Here is a 24545-nt window from a genome sequence, read left to right on the forward strand (position 1 = left end):
TTCAGGGGCCGCTACGCGGCCAGCGGGAGCAAGCTCCCTCGCCACGGGTCGCTGCCTGGCAGTGAGCTTACAACCCCTCGCGAACCGCCCCCCGAATCCCTTCCAGCAACATGGCAAACGCCGGGTTGTCGTTGTCTTCCCGCCAAATCAGATGCAGTTCGCTTTGCACCCCTTCGCCCAGGTCGATCTCGCGGAACACCACCTGCTTGAACACCACGCTGGTGGCGCACCGGGGCACCAGGGCCAGGCCCATGCCGGCGTTGACCAGCGCCAGGATGGTCAGCGAGGAGCCGAGCCATTGCACGTATTGCGGCGCCACCCGGGCCGAGCGGAGCGTGCCGGTGAGCAATTCGTTGAACGGCGGATAGGCGGAATGGGAGTACATCAGGAACGGTTGCGCGTCGAGGTCCTGCACACTCACGGTTTCGGCCTGGGCCAGCGGGTGCCCGGCCGGGACCGCCAGCACGAAGGGTTCGCGCACCAGGCATTCGGTGGCGTAGCCGGTTTCCAGTAGCGGCGAGCGGACGATGCCCAGGTCGATGCGCCGGGCGCGCAGGGCCTCATGCTGCTGGTAGGTGTTCATCTCCGACAGGACGATTTTGACCTGGGGCTGTTTCAGCCGCGCTTCGGCGATCACCTTGGGCAAAAATTCATACACCGCGCTGCCGACGAAGCTGATGGTGACCGAGCCGATGTCACCCTGGGCGAAGCGCCGGGCCGCCACGGCCGCTTGTTGGGCTTGTTCCAGCAGGTTCTGGGCTTCAAGGAAAAACGCCCGGCCGGCGGCGGTGAGCGCCACGCTGCGGGTGCTGCGGGTGAACAGTTCGACTCCCAGGTGATGTTCCAGCAACTGGATCTGCCGGCTCAACGGTGGCTGGGTCATGTTCAGGCGTTCGGCGGCTCGACGGAAGTTGAGTTCGGTCGCCACGGTGGTAAAGCAGCGCAGTTGGGCCAGTTCAAACATTGATTCAATCCAGGTATCAATCAAGTGCCAAGTTAGATTAGACGGGAACAATCCCCGGCGTCCATCATCGTCCCGTTCCCCACAAAAACAATGATCGGGAGGCACCCTTGAACAACGTACCGGACTCCACGTCGGCGAGCACCCTGGCGCTCGCGGCGGCCAAGGTCAAACGTCACGTACTGCCGCTGGTGGTGGTGATGTTCATCGTCAACTACATCGACCGGGTCAACATCGGCTTCGTGCGCAGCCACCTGGAAACCGACCTGGGCATCGGCGCAGCGGCCTATGGCCTGGGCGCCGGGCTGTTCTTCGTCGGCTACGCGCTGTTCGAAGTCCCGTCCAACATGCTGCTGCAGCGCTACGGCGCGCGGGCCTGGCTGACCCGCATCATGTTCACCTGGGGCGCGGCGGCGATGGCGATGGCCTTCGTGCGCGGCGAGACCAGCTTTTACGTGTTGCGCTTTATCCTCGGCGCGGCGGAGGCGGGGTTCTTCCCCGGCATCATCTATTACTTCACCCAATGGTTGCCGGCCAACGAGCGCGGCAAAGCGATGGCGATCTTCCTCAGTGGCTCGGCCATCGCCTCGGTGATTTCCGGGCCGGTGTCGGGTGCGCTGCTGCACGTCAGCGGGCTGGGCCTGCACGGCTGGCAGTGGATGTTCCTGATCGAAGGTTTCGCCTCCATTGTGTTGTGCGGGTTCGTCTGGTTCTGGCTGCAATCGCACCCAAGCCAGGCCAAATGGCTGACCGCTGAAGAGAAAGCCGTACTGACCGCCGCCATTGCCGAGGAACAACGGGCCCGGGAAGCGAGCCAGGTGATCAAACCGTCGGTGTTCAAACTGTTGGCCGACCGGCAGATCCTGCTGTTCTGCTTCATCTACTTCTCCATTGCCCTGACCATCTACGGCGCCACGTTCTGGTTGCCGAGCATGATCAAGAAGATGGGCAGCCTGGGGGACTTCCAGGTCGGCTTGCTCAATTCCATCCCGTGGATCATCTCCATCGTCGCGATGTACGGCTTCGCCGCCCTGGCCGGGCGCTGGAAGTTCCAGCAGGCCTGGGTCGCGGTCACGCTGGTGATTGCCGCGTTCGGCATGTTCATGTCCACCACGGGCGGGCCGGTCTTCGCCTTCGTCGCGATCTGTTTTGCCGCGATCGGTTTCAAGGCCGCCTCGGCGCTGTTCTGGCCGATTCCCCAGGGCTACCTGGACGCTCGCATCGCGGCCGCGGTGATCGCGCTGATCAACTCCATCGGCAACCTGGGCGGCTTCGTCGCGCCCACGGCCTTCGGTTTCCTGGAACAGACCACTGGTTCCATCGAAGGCGGCCTGTATGGCCTGGCGATCACTTCGCTGATCGCCGCCGTGGTGATCTTTTTCGCCCGCACTTCACCGGGGCGCGACACACCCAACTCATTGTCCGGTCGGCCCGAACCCATCGCCGACGCCGATCAGCCGGAAAAACGTCAAGCCTTGAACCCAGGCCCATCGGGAGCCGCTGTATGAAGATCAAACGCGTCACGGTCACACCCATTGCTTTTCGCGATCCACCGTTGCTCAACGCCAGCGGCATCCATGAGCCGTTCGCGCTGCGCTCGATCATCGAGATTGAAAGCGACAACGGTTACATCGGCCTGGGCGAGAGCTACGGCGATGCGCCCGCCCTGGCGATCCAGATGCAACTCCAGGACCTGTTGATCGGCCTCGACCCGTTCAACCTCAACCGCTTGCGGGCCATTGTCGAGGCGACCGTCGCCGCGCAACGGCCGGCCAGTGTCGCCGGTGCCGAACTGGCGCCGGGCTCCCATGCGAGCAAAGCGGTCAGCAATGCTTACTCGGCCTTTGAAGTGGCCTGCCTGGACCTCCAGGCCCATTACCTGAACGTGCCGCTGGTGGATCTTCTCGGCGGTGCGATCCGTGATGAAGTCCCGTTCAGCGCGTACCTGTTTTTCAAGTACGCCGAGCACATCGATTCGCCATACCCGCCAGACAGCTGGGGCGAGGCCTTGAATGAGCAGCAGATCGTCGCCCAGGCCCGGCGCATGATCCAGGCGTATGGTTTCAAGAGCATCAAGCTCAAGGCCGGCGCCCTGGAGCCTGAGCACGAAGTCGCCTGCATCAAGGCGCTGAAGCAGGCGTTTCCCGGCTACCCGCTGCGCATCGACCCGAACGCCAACTGGTCGCTGGAGACCTCCATTCGCATGGCCGAGTTGCTCGGCGATGACCTGCAGTATTACGAAGACCCGACGCCGGGGCTGGAGGGCATGTCCGAACTGCACAAACGCACCGGCCTGCCGTTGGCGACCAACATGGTGGTCACCGATTTCGACGAGTTCCGACGCAGCGTGGCGCTGGACAGCGTGCAGATTGTGCTCGCGGATCACCATTACTGGGGTGGCCTGCGGGACACCCAGGCACTGGCGAAAATGTGCAGCACCTTCGGCCTGGGTGTGTCGATGCATTCCAATTCGCACCTGGGCATCAGCCTCATGGCCATGGCCCACGTCGCGGCAGCGGTGCCGAACCTGGACTACGCCTGCGACACGCATTACCCCTGGCAGGAACCGGATGAAGAAGTGATCAAGGGCGGCAAGCTGCCGATCGTCGACGGTTGCGTGAAGATCACCCGGGCTCCGGGCCTCGGGCTGGAGCTGGACCGCGATCAACTGGGCAAGCTGCATGATCAGTTCCTCAGTTGCGGCATCCGCCAGCGTGATGACGTGCGGCAGATGCAGCGCTACCGGCCGGACTGGAAGACCGTCAAGCCGAGGTTCTGAGTCCAAGAAGGCGGCCTGCTGCGCAGGCCAACGGGAGCAAGCCTGCTCACCACAACAGCCATGTCACACCCACCTGTGGGAGCGGGCTTGCTCGCGAAGGGGCCGTTACATCCAATATCGCTATTGACTGGCACACCGCATTCGCGAGCAAGCCCGCTCCCACAGGTGGTCAGGGTTGGGCCTGAAGTATTGCACCTGCGGGCATCGCAGTCTTACACCCAAACTGCCGCTTCAAACCCGCGCCACCAAAGCACTCGTCAATTGCCTCCAAGGCAGCGTATGGCGCCGCCCACAGCCTTTCGATAATCGCCTCCGACATCCCGTCCCACGTCGCGGAGCGCGCCATGCACAACAATAAAAATACCCGCCACCGTTTTTTGCCTGCGGTCATCGCCAGTCTTTCGACATTCGGCCTGGCGCCCTGGGCCCAAGCCGAAATCATGCTGTACGACAAAGACCAGACCACCTTTTCCACTGACGGCTACATCAACGCCTTCTACGTCAACAGCGACGTGGACCGGGCAGGGGAGCAGTATGACCGGCGCCAGGCGCGGGTGAAGATGGGCTTCTTGCCCAACTACCTGGGCTTCAACATGGGCAAGCAGGTCGATGACCTCAAACTGGGCGCTCGCGCGTCGTTCTGGGTGACCATCAACGACAGCGAGACCAACGGCACCGATACCGCCATCGACGTGCGGCAGTTCTACGGCACCGTCGCCAACCCGGAGTGGGGCGAAGTGCTGATCGGCAAGGACTTCGGCCTGTTTGCCCGCTCCAACATCCTGCTGGACGAACTGCTGGCCGGTTATGGCCAGGTCAGCGATACGCTGGGGCTGGTGGACGGCGGCGGGGTCTCGTTCGGCAACATCGGCAGCGGTTACCCGTATCCGTTCCCGACCTCGCAGATCACCTACCGCACGCCGGTGATGGAGGGGCTGCGGGTGGCGGTGGGGATCATGGACCCGGTAGACACCAACGACAACAGCGCCACCGGCAAGGCCTACCAGGAAAACCCGCGCACCGAGAGCGAGATCACCTACCAGTTCGACCTGGGCGGGGCGAAGATCTACAGCTGGCTCAACGGCAGCTACCAGACGTCGGACAATACCGATTCCAACGTCGAGTCAGTGACCTCCAAGGGCCTGGGCTACGGCGTGCAGGCCAAGATGGGGGGCTTGTCGCTGACCGGCTCGGGGTTCCAGGCCAAGGGCATCAACCCGTTCTTCACCAACAATGCCGGCGAAGCCACGTTGCGCAATGTCGACAGCAAGGGCTACCTGTTGCAGGGCTCGTACAAGCTGGGCAAGAACCGCCTGGCGTTGTCCTACGGCAAGACCGATGACGACGGCAACGGGGTGGTGGGCAGCGGCGCCGATTATGAAACCCGTGGCATTGCGCTGTTCCATGACGTCAACGACAACCTCAAGCTCGTGGCCGAGTACAACCAGTTCGAAATCAACGGCCACGACACCAGTGCCCAGAATGAAGACACCGATACGTTTGCGGTGGGTGCGGTGCTCACCTGGTAAGGGTGATCCTCTTCAGATGAGGTGTGTGAGGTCGCTTTTGGGACTGCTGCGCAGTCCAGCGGGAGCAAGCTCCCTCGCCACAAAAGCAGCGTTCGACTGCATTTTTGAATACGGATGCAATCCTGTGGCGAGGGAGCTTGCTCCCGCCGGGGCGCGAAGCGGCCCTGAGGCTGATTGATATTGGGGGCTGCGCATCAGCCCCCTTTTTTCAGTGAGACGTCCCCTCGGCAAACTCGATCTTGTTCCCCACGTTGTACTTGCCTGAAGGCTTGTTCATGGGCAGGCGCTTGATCTCCTGGAGGGTGTTGCTGTCGTAGACGATCAGCGCCCCATCGGTGGCCCAGATGCTCAGCAGCAAGTAGCGTCCGTCGCGGGTGAATTCGACGTGGGCGGCGGTCTTGCCGGGCACGGGGCGCAGGGTGTGGGCGATTTCCAGGGTCTGTTTGTCGATCAGGTGGATGGCATCGTTGTCGGGGCCGAAGAACACATCGGTCCAGGCGTAGCGCGAATTGGCGTGGCTGCGCAGGAAGAAGCCCGGCCCCAGGGTCGGGATCTGCTTGATGACTTTCCAGGTGTCGAGGTCGATCACCGAAATCAGCCCTTTGCTGATGTTCGGCGTTGCGAGTACCCAGTGGCCGTCACGCCGCCAATAGGTGCCCGAGCCCAGGTGCGGCATGCCCGGCAGGGCAATGTCGGTGACCACCCGGCCATTGTCGAGGTCGATCACCTGGCCGCCCTGGGCCTTGCGCGAGGTGGCGAGCAACTGCCGGTAATCCGGCGAGAAGGAAAAGTCATCCAGATAATCCTCGGCGTCGATGCGCCTCGGCACGAAATCCGGGTTCGGACCGGTGGGCAGTTCCCAGACCTCCTTCACATCCTTCAAGGCGACGATGAAGCTGTTGCGGGGCGGGGCGGTGTACACCGCGCTCACCCGTGACGCCTGTCCGTCGCGGCCCACGGTGGCGATGGTCTTGACCAGCGACAGGTCCCGGGCGTCCAGCACCGCCAGGCTGCCGGGCAGGTAGTTGCCCACCAGCACCCAACGCCCGTCCTTGCTCACCGCCAGGTTGCGGGTATTGAGGCCGGCCCGCACTTCGGCGATCAACTTGAGGTTGTGCAGGTCGTACAGGCTGATCCAGCCGTCCCGGGAGGCGAGGTAGACGAAGCGTCCGTCGGGAGAAAATTTCGGCCCACCGTGTACCGCGAAGTGCGAAGCGAAGCGGGCCAGCACCTCGAAACGGTCACCGTCGACGACATCGACGTGATGGTCACCCGCTTCCACCACCACGAACAGGTTCAGCGGGTCGGCCTTGTGCTGGGGGGTGGTCGGCAGGCTGGCGAGGTCTTCGAGCACCCGATGGCTGCGGCGAATGTCATCCTCGTCCCAGCGCGGCTCGACCGCGGGGGGACGCTGGAGGTACTGCACCAGGCCCTCGATCTGCGCGGCGTCGAGCACGCCGCCGAACGCCGCCATCTGGCTGGCCGGACGCCCCTGTGTGATGACCTCGCGGATTTCGTCAGGCTTGATCCGGCTCAGGCTCTGGGGCAACAGCGCCGGCCCGGCGCCACCGATGCGGTTTACACCGTGGCACTGCTGGCAGTGCTGTTGGTAGTTACGTTCGGCCTGTTCCAGGTCGGGTGCCGTGGCGACGGCGCCCTGGGCCGCGCCGATCCACAGCCAGGGCAACCACCACCAGCGCTTCACAGCGCCACCTTCGCGGCGGCGGTCCGGGCCTGTGCCACGGGGTGAAGGTGTGCCGGATGGTGCAGCGGCTGATGGGCGAACAAGTCGACCACCTTGCCGATCACGGTGAGGGTCGGCAGGCCTTCGGCGCAGGCCTGGGCCATGCTCGGCAGTTGCTCGACGGTGCCGCGCAGCACTTGCTGGTCGGGACGCGTGCCATTGCAGATCAATGCCGCTGGGGTCCGGCCGGCCAGGCCGGCCTCGATCAACCGCGTGGCGATGGTGCCCAGGTTCGACAGGCCCATGTAGAACACCAGGGTCTGGCTGTCATCCGCCAGGCTTTGCCAGGGCAGGTCCAGGTCGCCTTCGCGTTGCAGGTGGCCGGTGATGAACCGGCAGGAATTGACGAAATCCCGGTGGGTCAGGGGGATGCCGGCGTAGGCCGTGCAACCGGCCGCGGCGGTGATGCCGGGCACCACCTGGCAATCGATGCCACGGGCCAGCAGGTATTCCAGTTCTTCGGCGCCACGGCCGAAGATGAACGGGTCGCCGCCCTTGAGCCGGACCACGCGTTGGCCCTGATCGGCCAGGTCGGCCAGCAGTTCGTTGATCTGCGCCTGGGGCAGGCTGTGGCAGCCGGCGGCCTTGCCCACGTAGTGCCGGGCGCAGGTCAGGGGAATCAGGCCCAGCAGTTGCGGGCTGATCAGCCGGTCATAGACCACGGCATCGGCCTGCATCAACAGGCTCCAGGCACGCAACGTGAGCAGGCCCGGGTCACCGGGGCCGGCACCGACCAGGGCGACTTCCCCCGGTCTGAATGGCGATTGCAGGACAACGGGTAGAACGATGGGGGCAGGCATGGGACTTCCTTGGTTCGGTAGCATGTTCGCCGTTGGCTCAGCGAGCGACAGGCAGGGCAACGCTGGGAATGGCGTGCAGGCCGATTTCGTCGTCACTGAGGTGGCAACCGGGGTCCTGGCCCCACAGGTCGCCGTCGGCCCAGGCGCGGGTGCGGGTATTGCCGTTGCAGATGGCCAGCCAGCGGCATTGCCCACAGCGGCCGCCTACGGCCCGAGGATGTTCACGCAGCTTGTGCAGCAATGCGTCGGGGCGGTCGAGCCAGAGCGTCTTGAACGGGGTCTGGCGGACATTGCCCACCGAGTGCTGCCACCAGTAGGTGTCGGGGTGGACCTCGCCAGTGTTGTCGATATTGGCAATGCCGCTGCCCGACGCGTTGCCGCCCCAGGCCCGCAGCATCTGCTCCAGCGCGGCGTAGTGCTGGGGCAACCGGCGGCCGACCCATTGCAGCAGCAGGATGGCATCGGCGTCGTTGTTGCCGCTGACGAAGTCGCTGTCGCGCCCCTGCTCGATGTCGCGCCAGGCTCGCTCGAAGATCAGGGTCATGGCCTCGCGGCTCATCTGTTGGTGGGCGTCGAGTTTGCGGCTGCGCTTGCCCCGGCCGCTGTAGTTGAGGTGCGACAGGTAGAATTTCTGCACGTCGTATTCGTTCATCAGGTCCAGCAACCGGGGCAACTGGGCGTGGTTCTGCTGGGTGAGGGTGGTGCGCAGGCCGACCCGGATCCCTTGCTCGCGGCACAGCCGGATGGCCGCCATGGAACGGGCGAAACTGCCCTTGAGCTGGCGGAAGGCATCGTGGGTGGCCTCCAGGCCATCGATGCTGATGCCGACGTAGTCGAACTGCGCCGCGCCGATCTGCTGGATGTTGTCGGCGTCGATCAGCGTGCCGTTGCTGGACAGGGCGAGAAAGAAACCCTTGGCGCTGGCGTAGGCGCAGAGCTGGAACAGATCATCGCGCAGCAACGGTTCGCCGCCCGAAAGGATCAGCACACGCACGCCGGCGTCATGCAGGTCGTCGATGACCTGAAGCGCCGCCGGGGTGTCCAGCTCATCGCGAAACACACTGTCGGCGGACGTGGCGTAGCAGTGCTTGCAGGTCAGGTTGCAGCGCCTGAGCAGGTTCCAGATCACCACGGGCGGCCTCAGGCTGCCCGGTGGCGCGGTGCGCGGGGCCGGGCAATGGCCGGCCAGGGCGCGCAGGTAGTGGCTGATCCTCAACATAAAGCGCTCCTTGAGTCGACGCGGGCTCAGCGTGTGCCGGGCGACAGGCGCAGGCCGGTTTTTTTCAGGATCCGGCTGCTCACCAGCATGTCATCGGCGCGGCAGGCGTCCCCCAGCAGGTAGCGCAGGTGATCGCGGTAGCTGTCGATTTCCTCGCGGCTGCGGCCGTGGACCATGGCGAACAGGTTGTAGCGCCAGCCAGGCCGGCGCGGGCGCCGATAGCAGTGGCTGACGAAGGGCTGGGCGCCCAGCAGCGCACCGAGGCGCGGCATGTCGGCGTCGGCCACGTCCCAGACCGTCATGCCGTTGTGGCGGTAGCCCAGGCGGTAGTGATTGGGCACGGCGGCAATACGCCGGATCGCGCCTTCGGCCTGCAAGCGCTTTAGCAGGTCGAGGGTCGACTCCACGCTCAGGCCCAGCTGCTCGGCCAGCCAGCTCCACGGGTCTTCGAGCAATGGCAGGCCTTCCTGGGTCAGCTCCACCAGGCGCAGCGCCAGGGAGGTTTCAGCCTGGTCAGGTGGTGCGTCCAGGTGCGACTCAGAGGGGGAAATACAGGCCGACATGGTAGGTCTCCTCTTTGGGCAGGTTCAGCGGCACCAGGCCGGTCAGGCGCTCGATCCGCAGCAGGCTGTCGTGGATCGCCTGTTCACTGGGGCAGGCCAGCACGAACCACATGTTCCAGCTGTGTTCGCGCCGGTAGTTGTGGGCCACCTCGGGCATGTCCGCGAGCAGCTCGGCGATGGCGTCGAAGCGGGCTTCGGGCACCGCCAGCGCTGCCAGGGTGAAGGCGCCGCCCAGGCGATCGATGTCGAACATCGGGCCGAAGCGCGTGAGAACGCCGTCGTTGAGCAGTTCGTGCAAGCGGTCGAGCAGTTCGGTTGCGCTGCTGCCCAGTTCGCAGGCCAGTACCTGCCAGGGATGGCGCACCAGCGGCAGGCCCAGTTGCAGGCGGTTGATCAGGCGTCGATCCAGGTCATCCATCGATCCGGGCTCCCACGGGTGGAGCGAAGCGCCCACCGCATTGTTTGAACAGGTGCGTGCTGAACAGCAGTTGATGAGGCAGGTCGTCCAGCAGATGTTCGGCCAGCAGCGCCTGGACCTGGGCCTCGACACGGTCACGCTGGCGCCCGTGGATCATGCAGAACAGGTTGTACTGCCATTGGGGCAGGCGCCGCGGGCGTTGGTAGCACAGGCTGATGCCTGCGGCCTGGCCCAGGCGCCGACCGACCTCGTCGACCAGGGCGTCCGGCACGTCCAGCACCAGCATGGCATTGGCGGTGAACCCCAGGGCGCGGTGATTGACCACCAGCCCGACGCGCCGGAACAGCCCCTGTTCGTGCCAATGCTGCACCTGGTCGAGCACCTGCTGCTCGCTGGCCTCGATCTGTTCGGCCAGGGCCTGGAACGGACGCGGTGTCAGCGGCAGTCCGGTTTCCAGCGCCCGGCGCAGCGCCAGCGACTGTTGCTCACTCAAGGGGTTTTGCATGGGAGGTCTCCAGGGCAAAGCCCAGGTCGATGCGGTAGGCGGTCAGCATGGGCAGGTCCAGGGGCGTCAGGCCGGTGTCGTGCTCCAGCTCCTGGAGAATGGTGTCCAGGTGGGCGCGGTTCGGACCGGTCAGCACGAACCACAGGTTGTAGCGGTGTTCGCGTGCGTAGTTGTGATTGACTTCCGGGTACTGGCTGATACGCGATGCGACCTGGTGCAGGCGGTCTTCGGGCACCGCCAGGGCGGCGAGGGTGCTGGCTCCGGCGCGGGTGTGTTCGAACACCGGGCCGATCCGCGACAACGCGCCGGCCTGGTGCAGTGACTGCAAGCAATCGAGCACTTGGGCCTGGGTGCAGCCCAAGACCTCGGCCATGGCCCGGTAAGGTTCGGCGCACAACGGCAGGCCATGCTGGAAGCGATCGATCAGGCGCCGGGCCAAGGGGTTCGCAGTCATGCTCAATACCCCGGTTTGTGCGCGCGGCTGCTGAAGAAAATGCCGCTGGGGCTCAGGGCGGGCAGGCGGCCCAGGCGTTCAAGCCGATAGGGGTCCCAGACCTGCACGTCGCCACCGTCCCGGGCCGACAGCCACAGTTGGTCACCCCGGGCGGTGAACTCCATGTGCAGCACCGCAGGGCCTGGTCGCAGGTCCGCGACAATGGCGTGGGTCTGGGTGTCGATGACCTGGACGCGGTCGTTGTCCGGGTAGGCGAAGTTGACCCACAGCTGCCGGCCGTCCGGACGCGCAGTGACGAACACCGGTTGTCCGCCCACCGCGATGGCGTCGGTCTGTCGCCAGTCGCGGGCATCCATCACCAGCACCTGGTGATGGCCGACGGCGGGCACGAAGGCTTGCTGGTCGGCGATGGCCCAGCCTTCCAGGTGAGGCATCTTGTACACCGGCAGCCGGGCCTGGCCGCGTCCGTAGTGCCCCAGTACGCGTTTTACGCCGCGCTCCGGATGCCACAGGTCGAGTTGGGCCATGCCGTCTTCGCCGAACAACCCGGCCATGTAGTAGCGCCCGTCCGGGGAGATCAGTGCGTCGTAGGGTTGCTGGCCGATGCCGGTGAAACGCTCGGTGCGCGGGTTGAGGCCCTGGCTGAAGTCGGCCGTCCAGATTTCGCCGGTGTCGAACAGGCTGAACACGAAGCGCTGCCCCGGCGCATCCACCAAGCCGACCACGCGCGAGCGCTTGTCCCCGCCAGGCAATGGTGTGGCAGGAATGTCGGCGACCTGGTCCAGGGTGGCGGCATCGAACACCTTGACACCGCCAGGCTCGTAGTTGGAGACGGCGATCAGCTTGCCGTCCTGGCTGATCGCGCCGCCGATGCTGTTGCCGCCCTGGACGATGCGTCGCTCGATGCGCGCGGTCAGCAGGTCGACCTTGCTCAAGCCGCCGTCCCGCCCGAACACGTAGGCATAGCGTTGGTCGCGGGAGAACACCACCGAGGCGTGGGACAGGTCGCCCAGGCCTTCGACGCGGGCGAGGGCGGTGCGGGTATCGCTTTCGATGATTTGCAGGCTGCCCGTGGCGCGTTCGACCACCACGCCCAGGTCGCCGGTGGCGCGAAGCGGTGCCTGGGTGCAGGCACAGAGCAGCAGGGCGAGGGCCGATGAAGTCAGCAATGAACGGATCATGAGGCAGGTTTTCCTTGAAGAAGCCGGTCCACCAGCCAGCGGATGTCGTCGGGGCCGAGCAGGGGTGCCCAGCCAGGCATGGCGCTGCCGGGGCGACCCAGGGTGACGGTGGCAATGAGGCTGTCGCGGGACTTTCCGGCCAGCGCGGCGTGGGTCAGCGGTGGACCGAGGCCGCCGGTCAGGTACAGGCCGTGGCAGGCGCCACAGTCCTGGTCCAGCAGGTGTTGCAGTTGGGCTTGGCGCTGCGGGTCGGGAGTGGCCAGCGCGCCGGCCGAAAAACTGAGGAACAGGGCGGTCATCAGGGTTGTTGAGCTGTGTCGTTCCATGACGCCTCCTGGTCAAATGCTAAGTGATCCCTGTGGCGAGGGGATTTATCCCCGCTGGGCTGCACAGCAGCCCCAAGACCTGATACCGCGGTGTGTCAGGCTGACGGGGTTGCTTTCTGGGGGGCTGCTTCGCAGCCCAGCGGGGATAAATCCCCTCGCCACAGAGGTTTCTCTCACTGAGGGTTATTTGAGGGTCAAGACCCACGCAGCCAGGGTCTTGGCTTCTTCTTCAGTCACCGGGTTGGCCGGCATCGGCATGGGTCCCCAGTTGCCTTGCGTACCTTCCTTGATGTGCTTGGCAAGCACGTCCTGGGCCCCGGGCACGTTGGCGTTCTTCGCCGCGACGTCCTTGAGGGCCGGGCCCACTACCTTGGTGTCGATGGAGTGACAGGCCGCGCAGGGCTTGCTCTTGAACAGCGTCGGACCGTCTTCGGCCAGGGCCGGTTGCAGGCTGGCGGCCGCTGTCAGGGCCAGTGCGATCAGAATAGGCTTCATGGTTTTTCCTCTTATTGATGGAGCTCAATAGATGTCGTGTTGGGTGTTGTAGACGTTGAATTTGCCGGTGGGCGTGATCAGGCGCTTGTCCTTGATCACGTTCTTGACCTTGAGGGTCTTGTCGTCGATCACCACCAGGGCCGACTCGTCGTCCTGGCCGCTCCAGACCGAGAACCAGACCTCATCGCCGGCCTTGTTGTATTCCGGTTGCACCACGCGCAGGGCGCCTTTCTTGATGCCGGCGTATTCGGCAATCGGCAGCACGGTGTAGCCGGCATCGAGCTTGTCGATGTTGAACACGGCCACCGACTGGCTGAGCTTGGCGTCCGGGCTCAAGGTGGTGTCGACGTACAGGTGCCGGGACTCGGGGTGGGTCTTGATGAACAGCGAACCGCCGCCCTGGCCTTGCAGCGAACCGACCTGTTTCCAGGCGTATTGCGGGTGATTGACCGGGTCGGTGCCGATCAGCGAGACGCCGGCATCGCCCAGGTGACTGGTGGCCCACACCGGCCCATAGAGTGGGTGGTTGAAGTTGGCGCCGCGTCCCGGGTGCGGGGTCTTGCCGACGTCCACCAGGGCGGTGAGCTTGCGTTCCTTGGAGTCGATCACCGCGACCTTGTTGGAGTTGTTGGCGGCCGTCATGAAGTAGCGATGGCTGCTGTCCCAACCGCCGTCATGAAGGAACGGCGCAGCGTCGATGCTGGTGATGGTGAGGTTCTTGATGTCCTGGTAATTGACCAGCATCACCTTGCCGGTTTCCTTGACGTTGACGATGAACTCCGGCCATTCGTGAGAGGCGATGATGGCCGCCACGCGTGGTTCGGGGTGGTACTGCTGGGTGTCGACGGTCATGCCGCGGGTCGAGACGATCTGCTTCGGCTCCAGGGTCTCGCCGTCCATGATGGTGAACTGCGGCGGCCAGTAGGAACCGGCGATGGTGTACTTGTCTTCGTAGCCCTTGAACTTGGAGGTTTCCACCGAACGGGCTTCGATGCCCACTTTGATTTCCGCGACCTTGGTCGGCTCTTTCGGCCACAGGTCGATCATGTCGATCTTGGCGTCCCGGCCGATCACCAGCAGGTAACGCCCGGACGCCGAGATACGCGAGATGTGCACCGCATAACCGGTGTCGATCAGCTTGACGATCTTCTTGCTGTCGCCGTCCACCAGGGCGATCTTGCCATCGTCACGCAGGGTCACCGAGAACAGGTTCTGCAGGTTGAGGGTATTGAGTTGCCGGGTCGGGCGGTCTTCAGGCTTGACCAGCACTTTCCAGGTCTTGAGGGTCTCGGCCATGCCCCATTCCGGTGGTGTCGGCGGGGTGTGCTGGACGAACTTGGCCATCGTCGTGATCTGTTCTTTGGTCAGCGCATTGGAGGTGCCCCAGTTCGGCATGCCGGCGGCCGAGCCGTAGGTGATCAGCGCCTCCAGGTAGGCCTGGCCACGGGCCTGGGTGATGTCCGGTGTCAGGGGCTTGCCGGTGGCGCCTTTGCGCAGCACGCCGTGGCAGCCGGCGCAGCGCTGGAAGTAGATTTCCTTGGCCGCGTCGAAGTCGGCCTGGCTCATGTCCGGCGCCCCTTCGGTCTTGACCAGGCGCGGCTGGTCCGGCGCGGGGTCGTTGGCAAAGGCGTGGGCGGCGACCAGGGCCGTACATAACGCCCCGACCCTCAAGACCCACGATTTTTTGTGGCTGATCAGCATTCCATTTCTCCTCAGGCATGACCTGCATGGTGTGCCGTAACAGGCGTTCGGCGCGCAGGTTCTGGGTGCCCTGCAAGGCTATGCCCAGGCCGGTGGTTGATCGCTTGACGGCGATCAAGTTTGCCCGCCGCAGCCCTTGCCAGGTTGTCGCAGGGCCCCGTAGCGTGGGCGGTAATCGAGTTGCCTGATCAGGTCCAGTCATGAACGCCATCCACTCTTTGCAACAGCCGGACGAACCTTTCTACCAACCCCAGGACAACGAGCAGGCGCTGTTCGAGCAGGCCTGGCAGCACCGTATGCCGGTGTTAATCAAAGGGCCCACCGGTTGTGGCAAGACCCGCTTCGTCCAGCACATGGCTCATCGCTTGAAACTGCCGCTGTACACCGTGGCCTGCCACGACGACCTGAGCGCCGCCGACCTGGTGGGCCGTCACCTGATCGGCGCCCAGGGCACGTGGTGGCAGGACGGCCCCCTGACCCGCGCCGTGCGCGAAGGCGGCATCTGCTACCTCGACGAGGTGGTCGAAGCGCGGCAGGACACGGCGGTGGTGCTGCACCCGCTGGCCGATGATCGTCGGCAGTTGTACCTGGAGCGCACCGGGGAAGTGCTCCAGGCGCCGCCAGCGTTCATGCTGGTGGTGTCGTACAACCCCGGTTACCAGAACCTGCTCAAAGGCATGAAGCCCAGCACCCGCCAGCGTTTCGTGGCGATGCGCTTTGGCTATCCGGCGGTCGCCGATGAAGAACGCATCGTCGCTCGCGAGGCCGGCGTGCCGTTGCCGCTGGCGGCCCAGGTGGTGCGCTTGGGGCAGGCGCTGCGCCGACTCGACCAGCACGACCTGGAGGAGGTGGCTTCCACGCGCCTGCTGATTTTTGCCGCGCGCATGATCGGTGCCGGGATGGACCCGCGCCAGGCCTGCCTGGCTTGCCTGGCCGAGCCCTTGAGCGACGACCCGCAGACGGTTACCGCGCTGATGGAAGTGGTCGATGTCCACTTCGGCTGAAACCCCGGCCACGCCCCGGCGTTTGCCGGGGGACCTGGCGATGTGGTTTTTCATCCTTGCCGAACTGTCGGTGTTCGCGCTGCTGATCCTGGCGTTCACCGTCGCCCAGGCGCTGGCCCCACAGACGTTCAGCGAAGGCCGTCATCTGCTGGATCGCTCCACGGGCCTGGCGATGACCCTCAGCCTGCTCACCGCCGGGCTGTTCGCCGCGCTGGCCCAGGAGCAGGTCAGGCGCGACCGGCCGCGTCACGCCGCACGGTTGCTGTGTGTGGCGTTGCTGCTCGCCTGCGGCTATGTGGGGATCAAACTCACGGAGTACGCCCACCTGTTGGCGAACGGCCTGGGGATGGAGCACAACACATTCTTCACGTTGTACTGGATCCTCACCGCGTTTCATTTTCTCCATGTGTTGTTGGGCATGGTGATCCTCGCCTGGCTGGCCGTGGGGTGCCGGCGACGTCGCTATCGGGCGCAGCGCAACAGTGGGCTGGAATCCGGCGTGCTGTATTGGCACATGGTCGATCTGGTCTGGGTGCTGCTGTTCCCGGTTGTCTACATCCTTGATTGAGCGGAGGTGCGCATGTCGGCTTCCCGTGTCCTGATCGCCTGCTGGCTGACGCTGGCTGTGTTGAGCGCCGGCACCGTAGCCCTGGGCCAGATCGCGGCTACCGGGCTGGTGTCCATCGCCATCCTGGTGGTCGCGGTGACCAAGGCCTGGCTGATCGCCGACGGCTTCATGGAGCTGCGCCACGCGCCGCGATTGTGGCGGCGGCTGGTGTTGAGCTGGGCTGCGCTGCTGGCGGTTGTGATCGGGATGGTCATCTCGTTCACGATCTGAACTTGCACAAAATACCCTGTGGCGAGGGGATTTATCCCCGTTGGGTTGCGAAGCAACCCCAAAGCATTCGACTCAAATTTTTCTGATACACCGAGTTGTCTGGTTTTAGGGCTGCTTCACAGCCCAGCGGGGATAAATCCCCTCGCCACAAAAGCCTGCCTGTCTTTCGGACTGTATTGGAACAACCCACCAAAACCATCGGAGATTCTTGATCGCCATCAAGCGGTTTCGAGGGGCTCGCTTCCTAGAATGAACACGCCAAGCAATGAGGAAGTGACCATGTCAGATACCTTCACCAAAGGCATGGCCAGGAATATTTACTTCGGGGGAAGCGTGTTCTTTTTCCTGATATTCCTGGCCCTGACCTACCACACGGAACAGACCTTTCCAGAACGCAGCAACCAGGCGCAGTTGACCGAATCGGTGATTCGCGGCAAGGGCGTCTGGGAGCGCAACAACTGCATCGGCTGCCATACGCTGCTGGGCGAGGGCGCGTACTTCGCGCCGGAGCTGGGCAATGTGGTCAACCGCCGCGGCGGCGATGAGGCGTTCAAGCCGTTCCTGCACGCGTGGATGAAAATGCAGCCGCTGGGCGTGCCCGGTCGCCGGGCCATGCCGCAATTCAACTTGAGCGAACAGGAGGTCGACGACATCGCCGAGTTCCTCAAGTGGAGTTCGAAAATCAACACCAATGGCTGGCCGCCAAACAAGGAGGGCTGAGAGATGAGCATGGCTAATCCGCATCTGAAATTCGCCTCGCAGGCCGTTGCCAAACCCTATTTCGTGTTTGCCCTGATGCTGTTCCTGGGGCAGGTCCTGTTTGGTTTGATCATGGGCTTGCAATACGTGGTCGGCGACTTCCTGTTCCCGCTGATCCCCTTCAACGTGGCCCGCATGGTCCACACCAACCTGCTGATCGTCTGGCTGCTGTTCGGCTTCATGGGCGCGGCGTACTACCTGATACCGGAGGAGGCCGACCGCGAACTGCACAGCCCGAAACTGGCGCTGGTGCTGTTCTGGGTGTTTGCCGCCGCCGGGGTGATGACGATCCTGGGCTACCTGTCGGTGCCGTATGCGACCCTGGCGAAGATCACTGGCAATGACCTGTTGCCGACCATGGGCCGTGAGTTCCTCGAACAACCCACCATCACCAAGATGGGCATCGTGGTGGTTTGCCTGGGGTTCCTCTACAACATCGGCATGACCCTGCTCAAGGGCCGCAAGACCACCGTCAGCATGGTCATGATGACGGGCTTGATCGGCCTTGCGGTGTTCTTCCTGTTCTCCTTCTACAACCCGGAAAACCTCGCCCGCGACAAATACTACTGGTGGTGGGTGGTGCATCTCTGGGTCGAAGGCGTCTGGGAACTGATCATGGGGTCGATGCTCGCCTTCGTGTTGATCAAGATCACCGGCGTGGACCGCGAAGTGGTGGAGAAATGGCTCTACGTGATCATCGCCATGGCGTTGATCACCGGCATCATCGGCACCGGCCACCATTTCTTCTGGATCGGCGCGCCGCAGGTCTGGTTGTGGGTCGGTTCGATCTTCTCGGCGATGGAACCGCTGCCGTTCCTGGCCATGGTTATCTTCGCCTTCAGCATGGTGCGCAACCGTCGTCGTCATCACCCCAATCGTGCCGCCACGCTGTGGGCCAAGGGCACCACGGTCACCGCGTTCTTCGGTGCCGGCGTCTGGGGCTTCCTGCACACCCTGGCGCCCGTGAACTTCTACACCCACGGTTCGCAACTGACCGCGGCACACGGCCACCTGGCTTTCTACGGGGCCTACGCGATGATCGTGATGACCTTGATCAGCTACGCCATGCCACGCTTGCGCGGGTTGGGGGAAGCGGCCGACGAGCGTTCGCAGAAACTGGAAATCTGGGGCTTCTGGCTGATGACCCTGTCGATGGTGATGATCACCTTGTTCCTCACCGCCGCAGGTGTCGTGCAAGTGTGGTTGCAACGCTGGGCGGTGGACGGCAGTGCCTTGCCCTTCATGGCGACGATGGATCACCTGCGGCCGTTGTTCTGGGCGCGTCTGATCAGTGGCGTCGGTTTCCTGCTGGGGCTGCTGTGCTACCTGCTCAGCTTCCGTCAGCGTGGTCGTGCCGCCCTGCGTGCACCGGCCGCCGTGGTGCCGTCATGAGTCGCCACAACGACTAAGCCGAACGCATGTGTGGTGAGGGAATAACCCCCCTCGCCACAATGGATTCGGCTTGAAAGGAGGACAACCATGGCCTTTACCCTTGAGCTGGAAGAATGGGTCGGCAGTGTCTGGCACCGGTTCATCACCCGCCGCGCCAGTGTCGATTTTCCCGAGGCACAGGTGGCGTTGATGCCTCGGCAACGCGCGCTACATGTGTTGCTTCGCGCCACAGGCGGGGCTCGCCACCTCGGTGTGCAAGCCGTCAGCGAGCGTGACCTGCTGCTGCGGCGCAGCCTGCTGCAACAGATTGCCGGTACCTGCAAGCAGGTGCCTTTGGCCTGGTGCGATGGCGACAATCTACGGTTGCCGGCCAGCCTGGCGACCTTTCCCGACGCCGCACTGAATGAAGAACTGTACCGCTGGCTTGCGCTGCTGGCGGCCCAGGCGGGAGAGATGCGGCATTGGGGGCGAGACAATCAGCGCTGGACCCAGGCCGTGCTGCGGCGCTACCCGGCCATGGCCGTGCGGTACCGGCGGCTGGTGGACGCGCACCTGTCCCTGCGGCCTGACCCTGCCACGCTCAACAGCGCCGAGGCCGCCCTGGAGCGCGCGGTCTGCCAGGCGTTGCGCGACCCCGGCAGTGTCGAGCATTTTCCGCGCAGTGAACGGGCGGTCTGGCCGTTGCCGCTGTGGCTGTACCCACCCCAGTCGCTGGCCGATCCCCAGGCGGCCAATCTCGAAGAGTCCGAACAGTACCTGGCGACGCCACCCGGGGAGCAGCAGGGCGGTCGCAAGCGTGCCGAACGAATCGACGACAGCAGCCGCGACGGCGGGCTGTTGATCGTTCGCCTGGAAAACCTGTTCAGCTGGACCGAACACGTGGACCTGGATCGCTGGGCGGATGACCGCGAAGACCCGGACGCTGCCCGCGTGGCCGAAGACCTGGATCACCTGACCTTGTCGCGCACCCGGGTGCGCAAGGGCGGTGGCCTGAAACTGCACCTGGACCTGCCGCCCGCCGATGTGGATGACCTTCCCCTCGGTGAAGGCATCCTGTTGCCGGAGTGGGATTACCGCAAACAGCACCTGCAAGCCGATTTCGTCAGCGTGCAGACCTTTGTGCCCCGCGACTGCAACGCCCAGCCGTTGCCGGCACGCTTGCGGCCTTCAGCCCAGCGACTGCGGCGCCAGTTCGAACACCTGCGCAACGACCGGCAATGGCTGCGCCAGCAGACCCAGGGTTCGGAGCTGGACCTGCAGGCCTGGCTGGATTTTCATGTCGAGCGCCAGCATGGCCAGTGCAGCGAGCGCGGCCTGTTCCTGGAACAGCGCCAGACCCGCCGCGACCTGGCCTGCCTGCTGCTGGCCGACCTGTCGATGTCCACCGACGCTCACCTCAACGACGAGCACCGGGTGATCGAGGTGATTCGCGACAGCCTGTTGCTGTTCGGTGAAACCCTTGCGGTGCTGGGGGACGACTTTGCCTTGTACGGGTTTTCCTCGCTGCGCCGCCAGCAAGTGCGCCTGCATGAGCTCAAGGCGTTCGGCCAGCGCTACGACGACCAGACCCGAGGCCGGATCCTGGGGCTCAAGCCCGGTTACTACACGCGCATGGGCGCGGCGATCCGCCAGGCCACCCAGCGGCTGGCGGGCTGCAAGCGGCGACGCAGATTGTTGTTGCTGCTCAGCGATGGCAAGCCTAATGACCTGGACCTCTACGAGGGACGCTACGGTGTGGAAGATACCCGCCAGGCCGTGCTGGAGGCACGGCGCCAGGGGCTGACGCCGTTCTGCATCACCATCGATCGTGAAGCGGGGGATTACCTGCCGTACATGTTCGGCGCCAACGGCTACACCCTGATTCGCCAGCCCGAGCAGTTGCCCCTGCGCCTGCCGCAGTTGTACCGGCAATTGACGCAGGATTGAGGGTCAGACGATGTCGCGGGGCAGCCAGAAAAACATGACGGTGCAAAACACCGTCAAGCCGACGCAAAACCAGGTGAAGCGCCGCAGCCGGCGTTCGCCGGCCAACGCAGCCTCGGCCGGCAGGGGCATGCCGCACTGGCGACATTCGGTTTCTGGCGCGGGGTTGGCCTGCTGGCAATACAGGCAGGTGATATGCGGGCTCATTCGAACTGCTCCAGGCGCAGGCGATCAAGAATGGCGATCTGGCGACCGTCCTGGGTAATGATCTTTTCATCGATCAGGCGCCGGATGATCCGCGAGAAGGTTTCCGGCTGGATCGACAGGTGCCCGGCAATCAATTGCTTGGCCATCGGCAGTTCGAACTGGCTGTCGACGGTTTGCAGGCGCACCAGTTGCGTCAGCAGGTAGCGCACCACGCGGTGGGTGGCGTTTTTCAGCGACAGCGTTTCAATCTCGTTGACCCGCTGGTGCAGGCGTACGCAGAGCTTGGCCAGCAGGGCGAACGTTAATCGGCCATTGCTCTGCAACAGCCGCATGTAAGTGGCGTTGGACAGGCGATACAGCTGGGTCGGCCCGACAGCCTCGGCCGATGCGACGTAGTTGGGAGTGTCCATCAGCATCATGGCTTCGGCGAAGGTCTGGCGCTCACCGATCACCTCGAAGACCTTTTCCTGGCCGTCCGGGGTCAGCCGATAGATTTTCACCGCCCCGGAAATCACGAAATAGAACGCCTGGGCCGGTTCGCCCTGGCGGAACAGCGGGTCGCCCTTGTCGATGTTCAGCAGTTGGCTGGAGCTCATCAGTTCGTCGAGCTGCTCTTCGTTCAGAGGCTCGAACAGGTGGTGGCTGCGCAGAATCTGGTGATGGACACGGTGGAGCACCATGGCGTGGATCCTTGTAATGAGAAAGAAATGCTTGGGTTTCAGACCAGGCTCAGGGACAGGCCACTGGCAAGCGCCAGGACGCAGGAAAGCAGGACGAACCAGGTGAGCGAGAGGGCGACAGGTTTCATGGGCGGTTTCCGGCAAGAGGTCTATGCCGTCCCTGAGCAAGAGCCGGGCCATGCTTGCAGGCCTTGTCCGTGGGCGGTTGACGGCGAGCAGGGTAAAAATGACCCTCTCACAAAAGGGTAAAAATCACCGTCATCAGGTAAAAATCACCCTAATCTCCTATGAGAGCGCGCTTGCTCGCGAAGGCGGTGTGCCAGGTAAGCCGATGCACTCGCAGGACCGCCTTCGCGAGCAGGCTCGCTCCCACAGCGGTGGGCGGGGTTTTCTCAAGGTGAACGGCCGCTTCCGGCAAGGCCCTTGCAAGTGCCGTTGCGAGACCGGCGATCGCCAGTGAGCGGGCTTGATCTGAGACAAGTCCCGTCAGCGGCGATCACCGATCATTCGAACCCTGTTTGTCGACCCTTGCCAGCGGGCAGTCCGTGGGTGAGGTAAGGAGTGAGGTATGCAAGTGCTCGACCGTCGCAAGGCCATGGCCATCCTGCCGGTATGGCGCCTGGCGTTCCGGCCGTTTTTCCTGGCCGGGTGTGTGCTGGCGCTGCTGGCGGTGCCCTTGTGGCTGGCCGCCTTCAGTGGGCGCCTGGCGGGCTGGCAGCCGGCTGGCGGCTGGTTGGCCTGGCACCGTCATGAGCTGCTGTTCGGTTTCGGCCTGGCGATCATTGCCGGCTTCCTGCTGACGGCGGTCCAGACCTGGACGGGCACCCCGGGGCTCAGTGGCAAGCGCTTGGCGGCGCTGGCGCTGGTCTGGCTGGGGGCGCGACTGGCCTGGCTGGCCGATGCCCCCTGGCCGGTGCTGGCGCTGCTGGAACTGGGTTTCGCCCTGGCCGTGGCGGCCTGGATGGGCGTCACCTTGTGGCGCGTGCGCCAAAAGCGTAACTACCCGATCGTTCTGGTGTTGCTGCTGTTGGCCGCTGCCGATGGGCTGTCCGTGTACGGCCTGGCCCGGCACGACGAGGGGTTGCAACGCCAAAGCGTGCTCACCGGCCTGTGGCTGGTGGCGGCCATGATGGGCCTGATCGGCGGGCGGGTGATTCCATTTTTCACCCAACGTGGCCTCGGCCGGGTCGAAGGCGTCGCCCCCTGGCCGTGGCTCGATCGCCTGTTGCTGGGCGGATCGGCCCTGGTGGCGTTGCTGTACGCCTTCGGACCGGCGTTGTCGGCCAACGGCGCGGTCGGCCTGTTATTCGGTGCGTTAGCGCTGGGCCATGGGATCCGGCTGGTGCGCTGGCATGATCGTGATCTGTGGCGTGTGCCGTTGCTGTGGTCGTTGCACCTGGCCTACGCCTGGTTGGCGCTGGCCTGCCTGGGCATGGCGCTGTGGCACTTCGGCGCGCCGGTGACGCCGAGCCTGGCCGTGCACAGCCTGACCATCGGTGCCATGGCCGGGTTGATCCTGGCGATGATTGCCCGGGTCAGCCTGGGCCACACCGGGCGTGCCCTTGAACCGCCCAAAGGGATGACGCTGGCGTTCGTGCTGCTGAACCTGGCGTGCCTGAGTCGCGTGTTGCTGGTGCTGGTCTTGCCCTTCGCCGCGCTGTGGGTGGCCGGGTTGTGCTGGGCCCTGGCGTTCGGGCTCTACGCTTGGCGCTACGGTCCGATGTTGTTGCAGGCCCGGGTGGATGGACACCCGGGATGAGTCCCTTGGGCGGAGTGAATCGATGATGTATGGGGTCTTGCTGGTCACGCACCTGTTGGCGGCCATCGCGTTCATAGGCACTGTGTTTTTCGAAGTCTGCATCTGGCACGCCGCGCGCCGGCCGTTGGCCGAGACGGCCAGGGCCGCCGCCGACCAGGCGATAGCCCAGCGTTCACGGCACGTGCTGCACGGTGTGGTGCTGCTGCTCTACGGCGCCGGCATTGGTCTGGCCTGGCAGCATCGCGGGGCGTTGAGCCATCCGCTGGACAGCAGCTTCGGCTTGCTGCTGAGCCTGAAGATCCTGCTGGCAACGAGCATCATCGGGCATTACCTGTTGCTGGCGTTCTGGCTTACGCGGGGCCGATTGAGCCCGGCCCGTGCCTGCTGGCTGCGGCGCAGCATCCTGGGGCACATGCTACTGATCGTGCTGTTGGCAAAGGGGATGTTCTATTGGCAGTTTTGAGCCCCCAGCCTTGGGAGTGATTGCAGGATAGGAGCGCACCAATGGTCTTTGTGGGAGCGAGCTTGCTCGCGATAGCGGTGTGTCAGTCGAGATCAGCATTAACTGACCCGACGCCATCGCGAGCAAGCTCGCTCCCACAAGGGGTATGTGTTGTTTGAGGTTAGTGAGCAGGCTTCATCGCGTTGACGAACAGCACGTTGTTCTCCAGGTGGATGTGTTGCATCAGGTCGTCGCGAAACTCCACCAGCCCGCGGTACAGGGCGCGCCAGGTGTTGCAGGCGTCGGAGGGCGGGGTGATCTGGTCGGTCAGGGTGAGCATGGTTTCCAGGGCTTCACCGTGCTGGTCGTGTTCGTAGCGCAGTACCTGGATCGGTGCCGAGGCGCGTTCGCCCAGGCCGTGTTGCAGCATCGGGAACAGCACCTGTTCTTCCTTGAGCATGTGGCCTTCGAGTTCCTGGTACATGTCCTCCAGGTGGTCGGCCAGGCCATTGGGGCAACTGGCGCGGTTGCCGTGCACCAGTTCCACGCGACGGGCCAGGCGGATCAGTTCCGGCAGTTGTTCGCGATGGCGAGCGTGGTAGCGTTCCAGGATATGGGTGATCAGCAGCGCCTGGGGTTCGTCGCGCCAGTCGTGGCCCAGTTCGCCGGCAGCTTGCAGCGTCTTGAGGGCGTCGGCGATCAGCAGCGGGTTCAGGCCCTTGCCCAGCGCCGCCTCGCGCAAGGATTTTTGCCCGCCGCAACAGAAGTCGAGGTTGTAGTGATGAAAGGTACGCGTGGCACCGGGAATGTCGCAGGCCAGTTGGCCCAGGCTTTGTTCCAGCAGGTCGAGGCTCATCATGTTTCCT

The 24545-nt window shown here is 64.3% G+C and carries 27 protein-coding genes; 12 read left to right on the forward strand and 15 right to left on the reverse strand.

Features of this window, described 5'->3' with window-relative positions; all coding sequences use genetic code 11:
• Positions 1-67 precede the first annotated feature (67 nt).
• Entirely contained in the window at positions 68-964 is an 897-nt protein-coding gene (locus VM99_18100; GenBank protein AKJ99890.1) for a LysR family transcriptional regulator, read from the reverse strand.
• 107 nt (positions 965-1071) lie between these two features.
• Between VM99_18100 and VM99_18105 the strand changes: the two genes are divergently transcribed.
• The 3 genes from VM99_18105 (at position 1072) to VM99_18115 (ending at position 5269) form a co-directional block, all read left to right on the forward strand.
• On the forward strand, positions 1072-2469 hold the full coding sequence (locus tag VM99_18105) for an MFS transporter (GenBank protein AKJ99891.1): 1398 nt from the start codon (positions 1072-1074) through the stop codon (positions 2467-2469).
• Positions 2466-3740, forward strand: coding sequence for a glucarate dehydratase (locus tag VM99_18110; protein ID AKJ99892.1), 1275 nt, complete (start codon positions 2466-2468; stop codon positions 3738-3740). The genes VM99_18105 and VM99_18110 overlap by 4 nt, the downstream gene beginning before the upstream one ends.
• 344 nt (positions 3741-4084) lie before the next feature.
• Positions 4085-5269 (forward strand): membrane protein, encoded by a 1185-nt coding sequence (locus VM99_18115; GenBank protein AKJ99893.1) that lies wholly within the window; start codon positions 4085-4087, stop codon positions 5267-5269.
• Positions 5270-5477: 208 nt separating this feature from the next.
• Here the strand turns inward: VM99_18115 and VM99_18120 are convergent, their stop codons facing one another.
• The 11 genes from VM99_18120 to VM99_18170 form a co-directional block, all read right to left on the reverse strand.
• Complete coding sequence (locus tag VM99_18120; GenBank protein ID AKJ99894.1) at positions 5478-6974, reverse strand: cytochrome Cbb3; 1497 nt, start codon at positions 6972-6974, stop codon at positions 5478-5480.
• The gene (locus VM99_18125) at positions 6971-7813 is read right to left on the reverse strand and encodes a uroporphyrin-III methyltransferase (protein ID AKJ99895.1); all 843 of its coding nucleotides are present in this window, start codon (positions 7811-7813) and stop codon (positions 6971-6973) included. The genes VM99_18120 and VM99_18125 overlap by 4 nt, the downstream gene beginning before the upstream one ends.
• Before the next feature lie 37 nt (positions 7814-7850).
• Entirely contained in the window at positions 7851-9032 is a 1182-nt protein-coding gene (locus VM99_18130; protein AKJ99896.1) for a radical SAM protein, read from the reverse strand.
• A 26-nt stretch (positions 9033-9058) separates the two neighbouring features.
• A complete protein-coding gene (locus tag VM99_18135) occupies positions 9059-9595 on the reverse strand; it encodes a nitrite reductase (protein ID AKJ99897.1) in 537 nt (178 codons plus the stop codon).
• Complete coding sequence (locus VM99_18140; protein ID AKJ99898.1) at positions 9570-10013, reverse strand: protein nirG; 444 nt, start codon at positions 10011-10013, stop codon at positions 9570-9572. The genes VM99_18135 and VM99_18140 overlap by 26 nt, the downstream gene beginning before the upstream one ends.
• Positions 10006-10518 carry a protein nirL gene (locus VM99_18145; GenBank protein ID AKJ99899.1) on the reverse strand — a complete coding sequence of 171 codons (513 nt, stop codon included), beginning with the start codon at positions 10516-10518 and terminating at the stop codon, positions 10006-10008. Before VM99_18145 ends, VM99_18140 begins: the two co-directional genes overlap by 8 nt.
• Positions 10499-10972, reverse strand: coding sequence for an AsnC family transcriptional regulator (locus tag VM99_18150; GenBank protein AKJ99900.1), 474 nt, complete (start codon positions 10970-10972; stop codon positions 10499-10501). The genes VM99_18145 and VM99_18150 overlap by 20 nt, the downstream gene beginning before the upstream one ends.
• Positions 10973-10974: 2 nt before the next feature.
• A complete protein-coding gene (locus tag VM99_18155; GenBank protein ID AKJ99901.1) occupies positions 10975-12153 on the reverse strand; it encodes a protein nirF in 1179 nt (392 codons plus the stop codon).
• Positions 12150-12479 (reverse strand): cytochrome C biogenesis protein DsbD, encoded by a 330-nt coding sequence (locus VM99_18160; GenBank protein AKJ99902.1) that lies wholly within the window; start codon positions 12477-12479, stop codon positions 12150-12152. Before VM99_18160 ends, VM99_18155 begins: the two co-directional genes overlap by 4 nt.
• A 183-nt stretch (positions 12480-12662) precedes the next feature.
• The gene (locus VM99_18165) at positions 12663-12974 is read right to left on the reverse strand and encodes a cytochrome C biogenesis protein CcsA (protein ID AKJ99903.1); all 312 of its coding nucleotides are present in this window, start codon (positions 12972-12974) and stop codon (positions 12663-12665) included.
• A gap of 24 nt (positions 12975-12998) precedes the next feature.
• Complete coding sequence (locus VM99_18170) at positions 12999-14675, reverse strand: nitrite reductase (protein AKJ99904.1); 1677 nt, start codon at positions 14673-14675, stop codon at positions 12999-13001.
• Positions 14676-14875: 200 nt separating this feature from the next.
• Here VM99_18170 and VM99_18175 point away from each other — a divergent pair, with 200 nt between their 5' ends.
• The 6 genes from VM99_18175 to VM99_18200 all read left to right on the forward strand — a co-directional run bounded on the left by VM99_18175 (position 14876) and on the right by VM99_18200 (position 20594).
• Positions 14876-15679 carry an ATPase AAA gene (locus tag VM99_18175; protein ID AKJ99905.1) on the forward strand — a complete coding sequence of 268 codons (804 nt, stop codon included), beginning with the start codon at positions 14876-14878 and terminating at the stop codon, positions 15677-15679.
• Positions 15663-16247, forward strand: a complete 585-nt coding sequence (locus VM99_18180; protein ID AKJ99906.1) for a cytochrome C oxidase — start codon at positions 15663-15665, stop codon at positions 16245-16247. Before VM99_18175 ends, VM99_18180 begins: the two co-directional genes overlap by 17 nt.
• Before the next feature lie 12 nt (positions 16248-16259).
• Positions 16260-16517: a membrane protein gene (locus VM99_18185; protein AKJ99907.1), complete on the forward strand. Its 258-nt coding sequence runs from the start codon at positions 16260-16262 to the stop codon at positions 16515-16517.
• Between the two features lie 279 nt (positions 16518-16796).
• Complete coding sequence (locus VM99_18190; GenBank protein ID AKJ99908.1) at positions 16797-17237, forward strand: cytochrome C; 441 nt, start codon at positions 16797-16799, stop codon at positions 17235-17237.
• Between the two features lie 3 nt (positions 17238-17240).
• Positions 17241-18668: a nitric oxide reductase gene (locus VM99_18195; GenBank protein ID AKJ99909.1), complete on the forward strand. Its 1428-nt coding sequence runs from the start codon at positions 17241-17243 to the stop codon at positions 18666-18668.
• A gap of 87 nt (positions 18669-18755) precedes the next feature.
• Complete coding sequence (locus VM99_18200) at positions 18756-20594, forward strand: norD (GenBank protein AKJ99910.1); 1839 nt, start codon at positions 18756-18758, stop codon at positions 20592-20594.
• 3 nt (positions 20595-20597) lie between these two features.
• On the opposite strand, the gene VM99_18205 is transcribed toward VM99_18200, so the two are convergent.
• Together VM99_18205 and VM99_18210 are read right to left on the reverse strand one after the other, a co-directional pair.
• A complete protein-coding gene (locus VM99_18205) occupies positions 20598-20798 on the reverse strand; it encodes a protein DnrP (protein AKJ99911.1) in 201 nt (66 codons plus the stop codon).
• The gene (locus VM99_18210) at positions 20795-21478 is read right to left on the reverse strand and encodes a transcription factor (GenBank protein ID AKJ99912.1); all 684 of its coding nucleotides are present in this window, start codon (positions 21476-21478) and stop codon (positions 20795-20797) included. The genes VM99_18205 and VM99_18210 overlap by 4 nt, the downstream gene beginning before the upstream one ends.
• 27 nt (positions 21479-21505) lie before the next feature.
• On the opposite strand from VM99_18210, the gene VM99_18215 reads away from it, so the two are divergent.
• The 3 genes from VM99_18215 to VM99_18225 all read left to right on the forward strand — a co-directional run bounded on the left by VM99_18215 (position 21506) and on the right by VM99_18225 (position 23700).
• Entirely contained in the window at positions 21506-21727 is a 222-nt protein-coding gene (locus VM99_18215; GenBank protein AKJ99913.1) for a hypothetical protein, read from the forward strand.
• 319 nt (positions 21728-22046) lie between these two features.
• Positions 22047-23237: a short-chain dehydrogenase gene (locus VM99_18220; GenBank protein AKJ99914.1), complete on the forward strand. Its 1191-nt coding sequence runs from the start codon at positions 22047-22049 to the stop codon at positions 23235-23237.
• A 22-nt stretch (positions 23238-23259) separates the two neighbouring features.
• Positions 23260-23700, forward strand: a complete 441-nt coding sequence (locus VM99_18225) for a membrane protein (GenBank protein ID AKJ99915.1) — start codon at positions 23260-23262, stop codon at positions 23698-23700.
• 160 nt (positions 23701-23860) lie between these two features.
• On the opposite strand, the gene VM99_18230 is transcribed toward VM99_18225, so the two are convergent.
• Positions 23861-24535, reverse strand: a complete 675-nt coding sequence (locus tag VM99_18230) for a regulator of cell morphogenesis and NO signaling (GenBank protein ID AKJ99916.1) — start codon at positions 24533-24535, stop codon at positions 23861-23863.
• Positions 24536-24545: the final 10 nt, after the last annotated feature.

Source organism: Pseudomonas chlororaphis (assembly GCA_001023535.1).
GTDB classification, from domain to species: domain Bacteria; phylum Pseudomonadota; class Gammaproteobacteria; order Pseudomonadales; family Pseudomonadaceae; genus Aquipseudomonas; species Aquipseudomonas chlororaphis_E.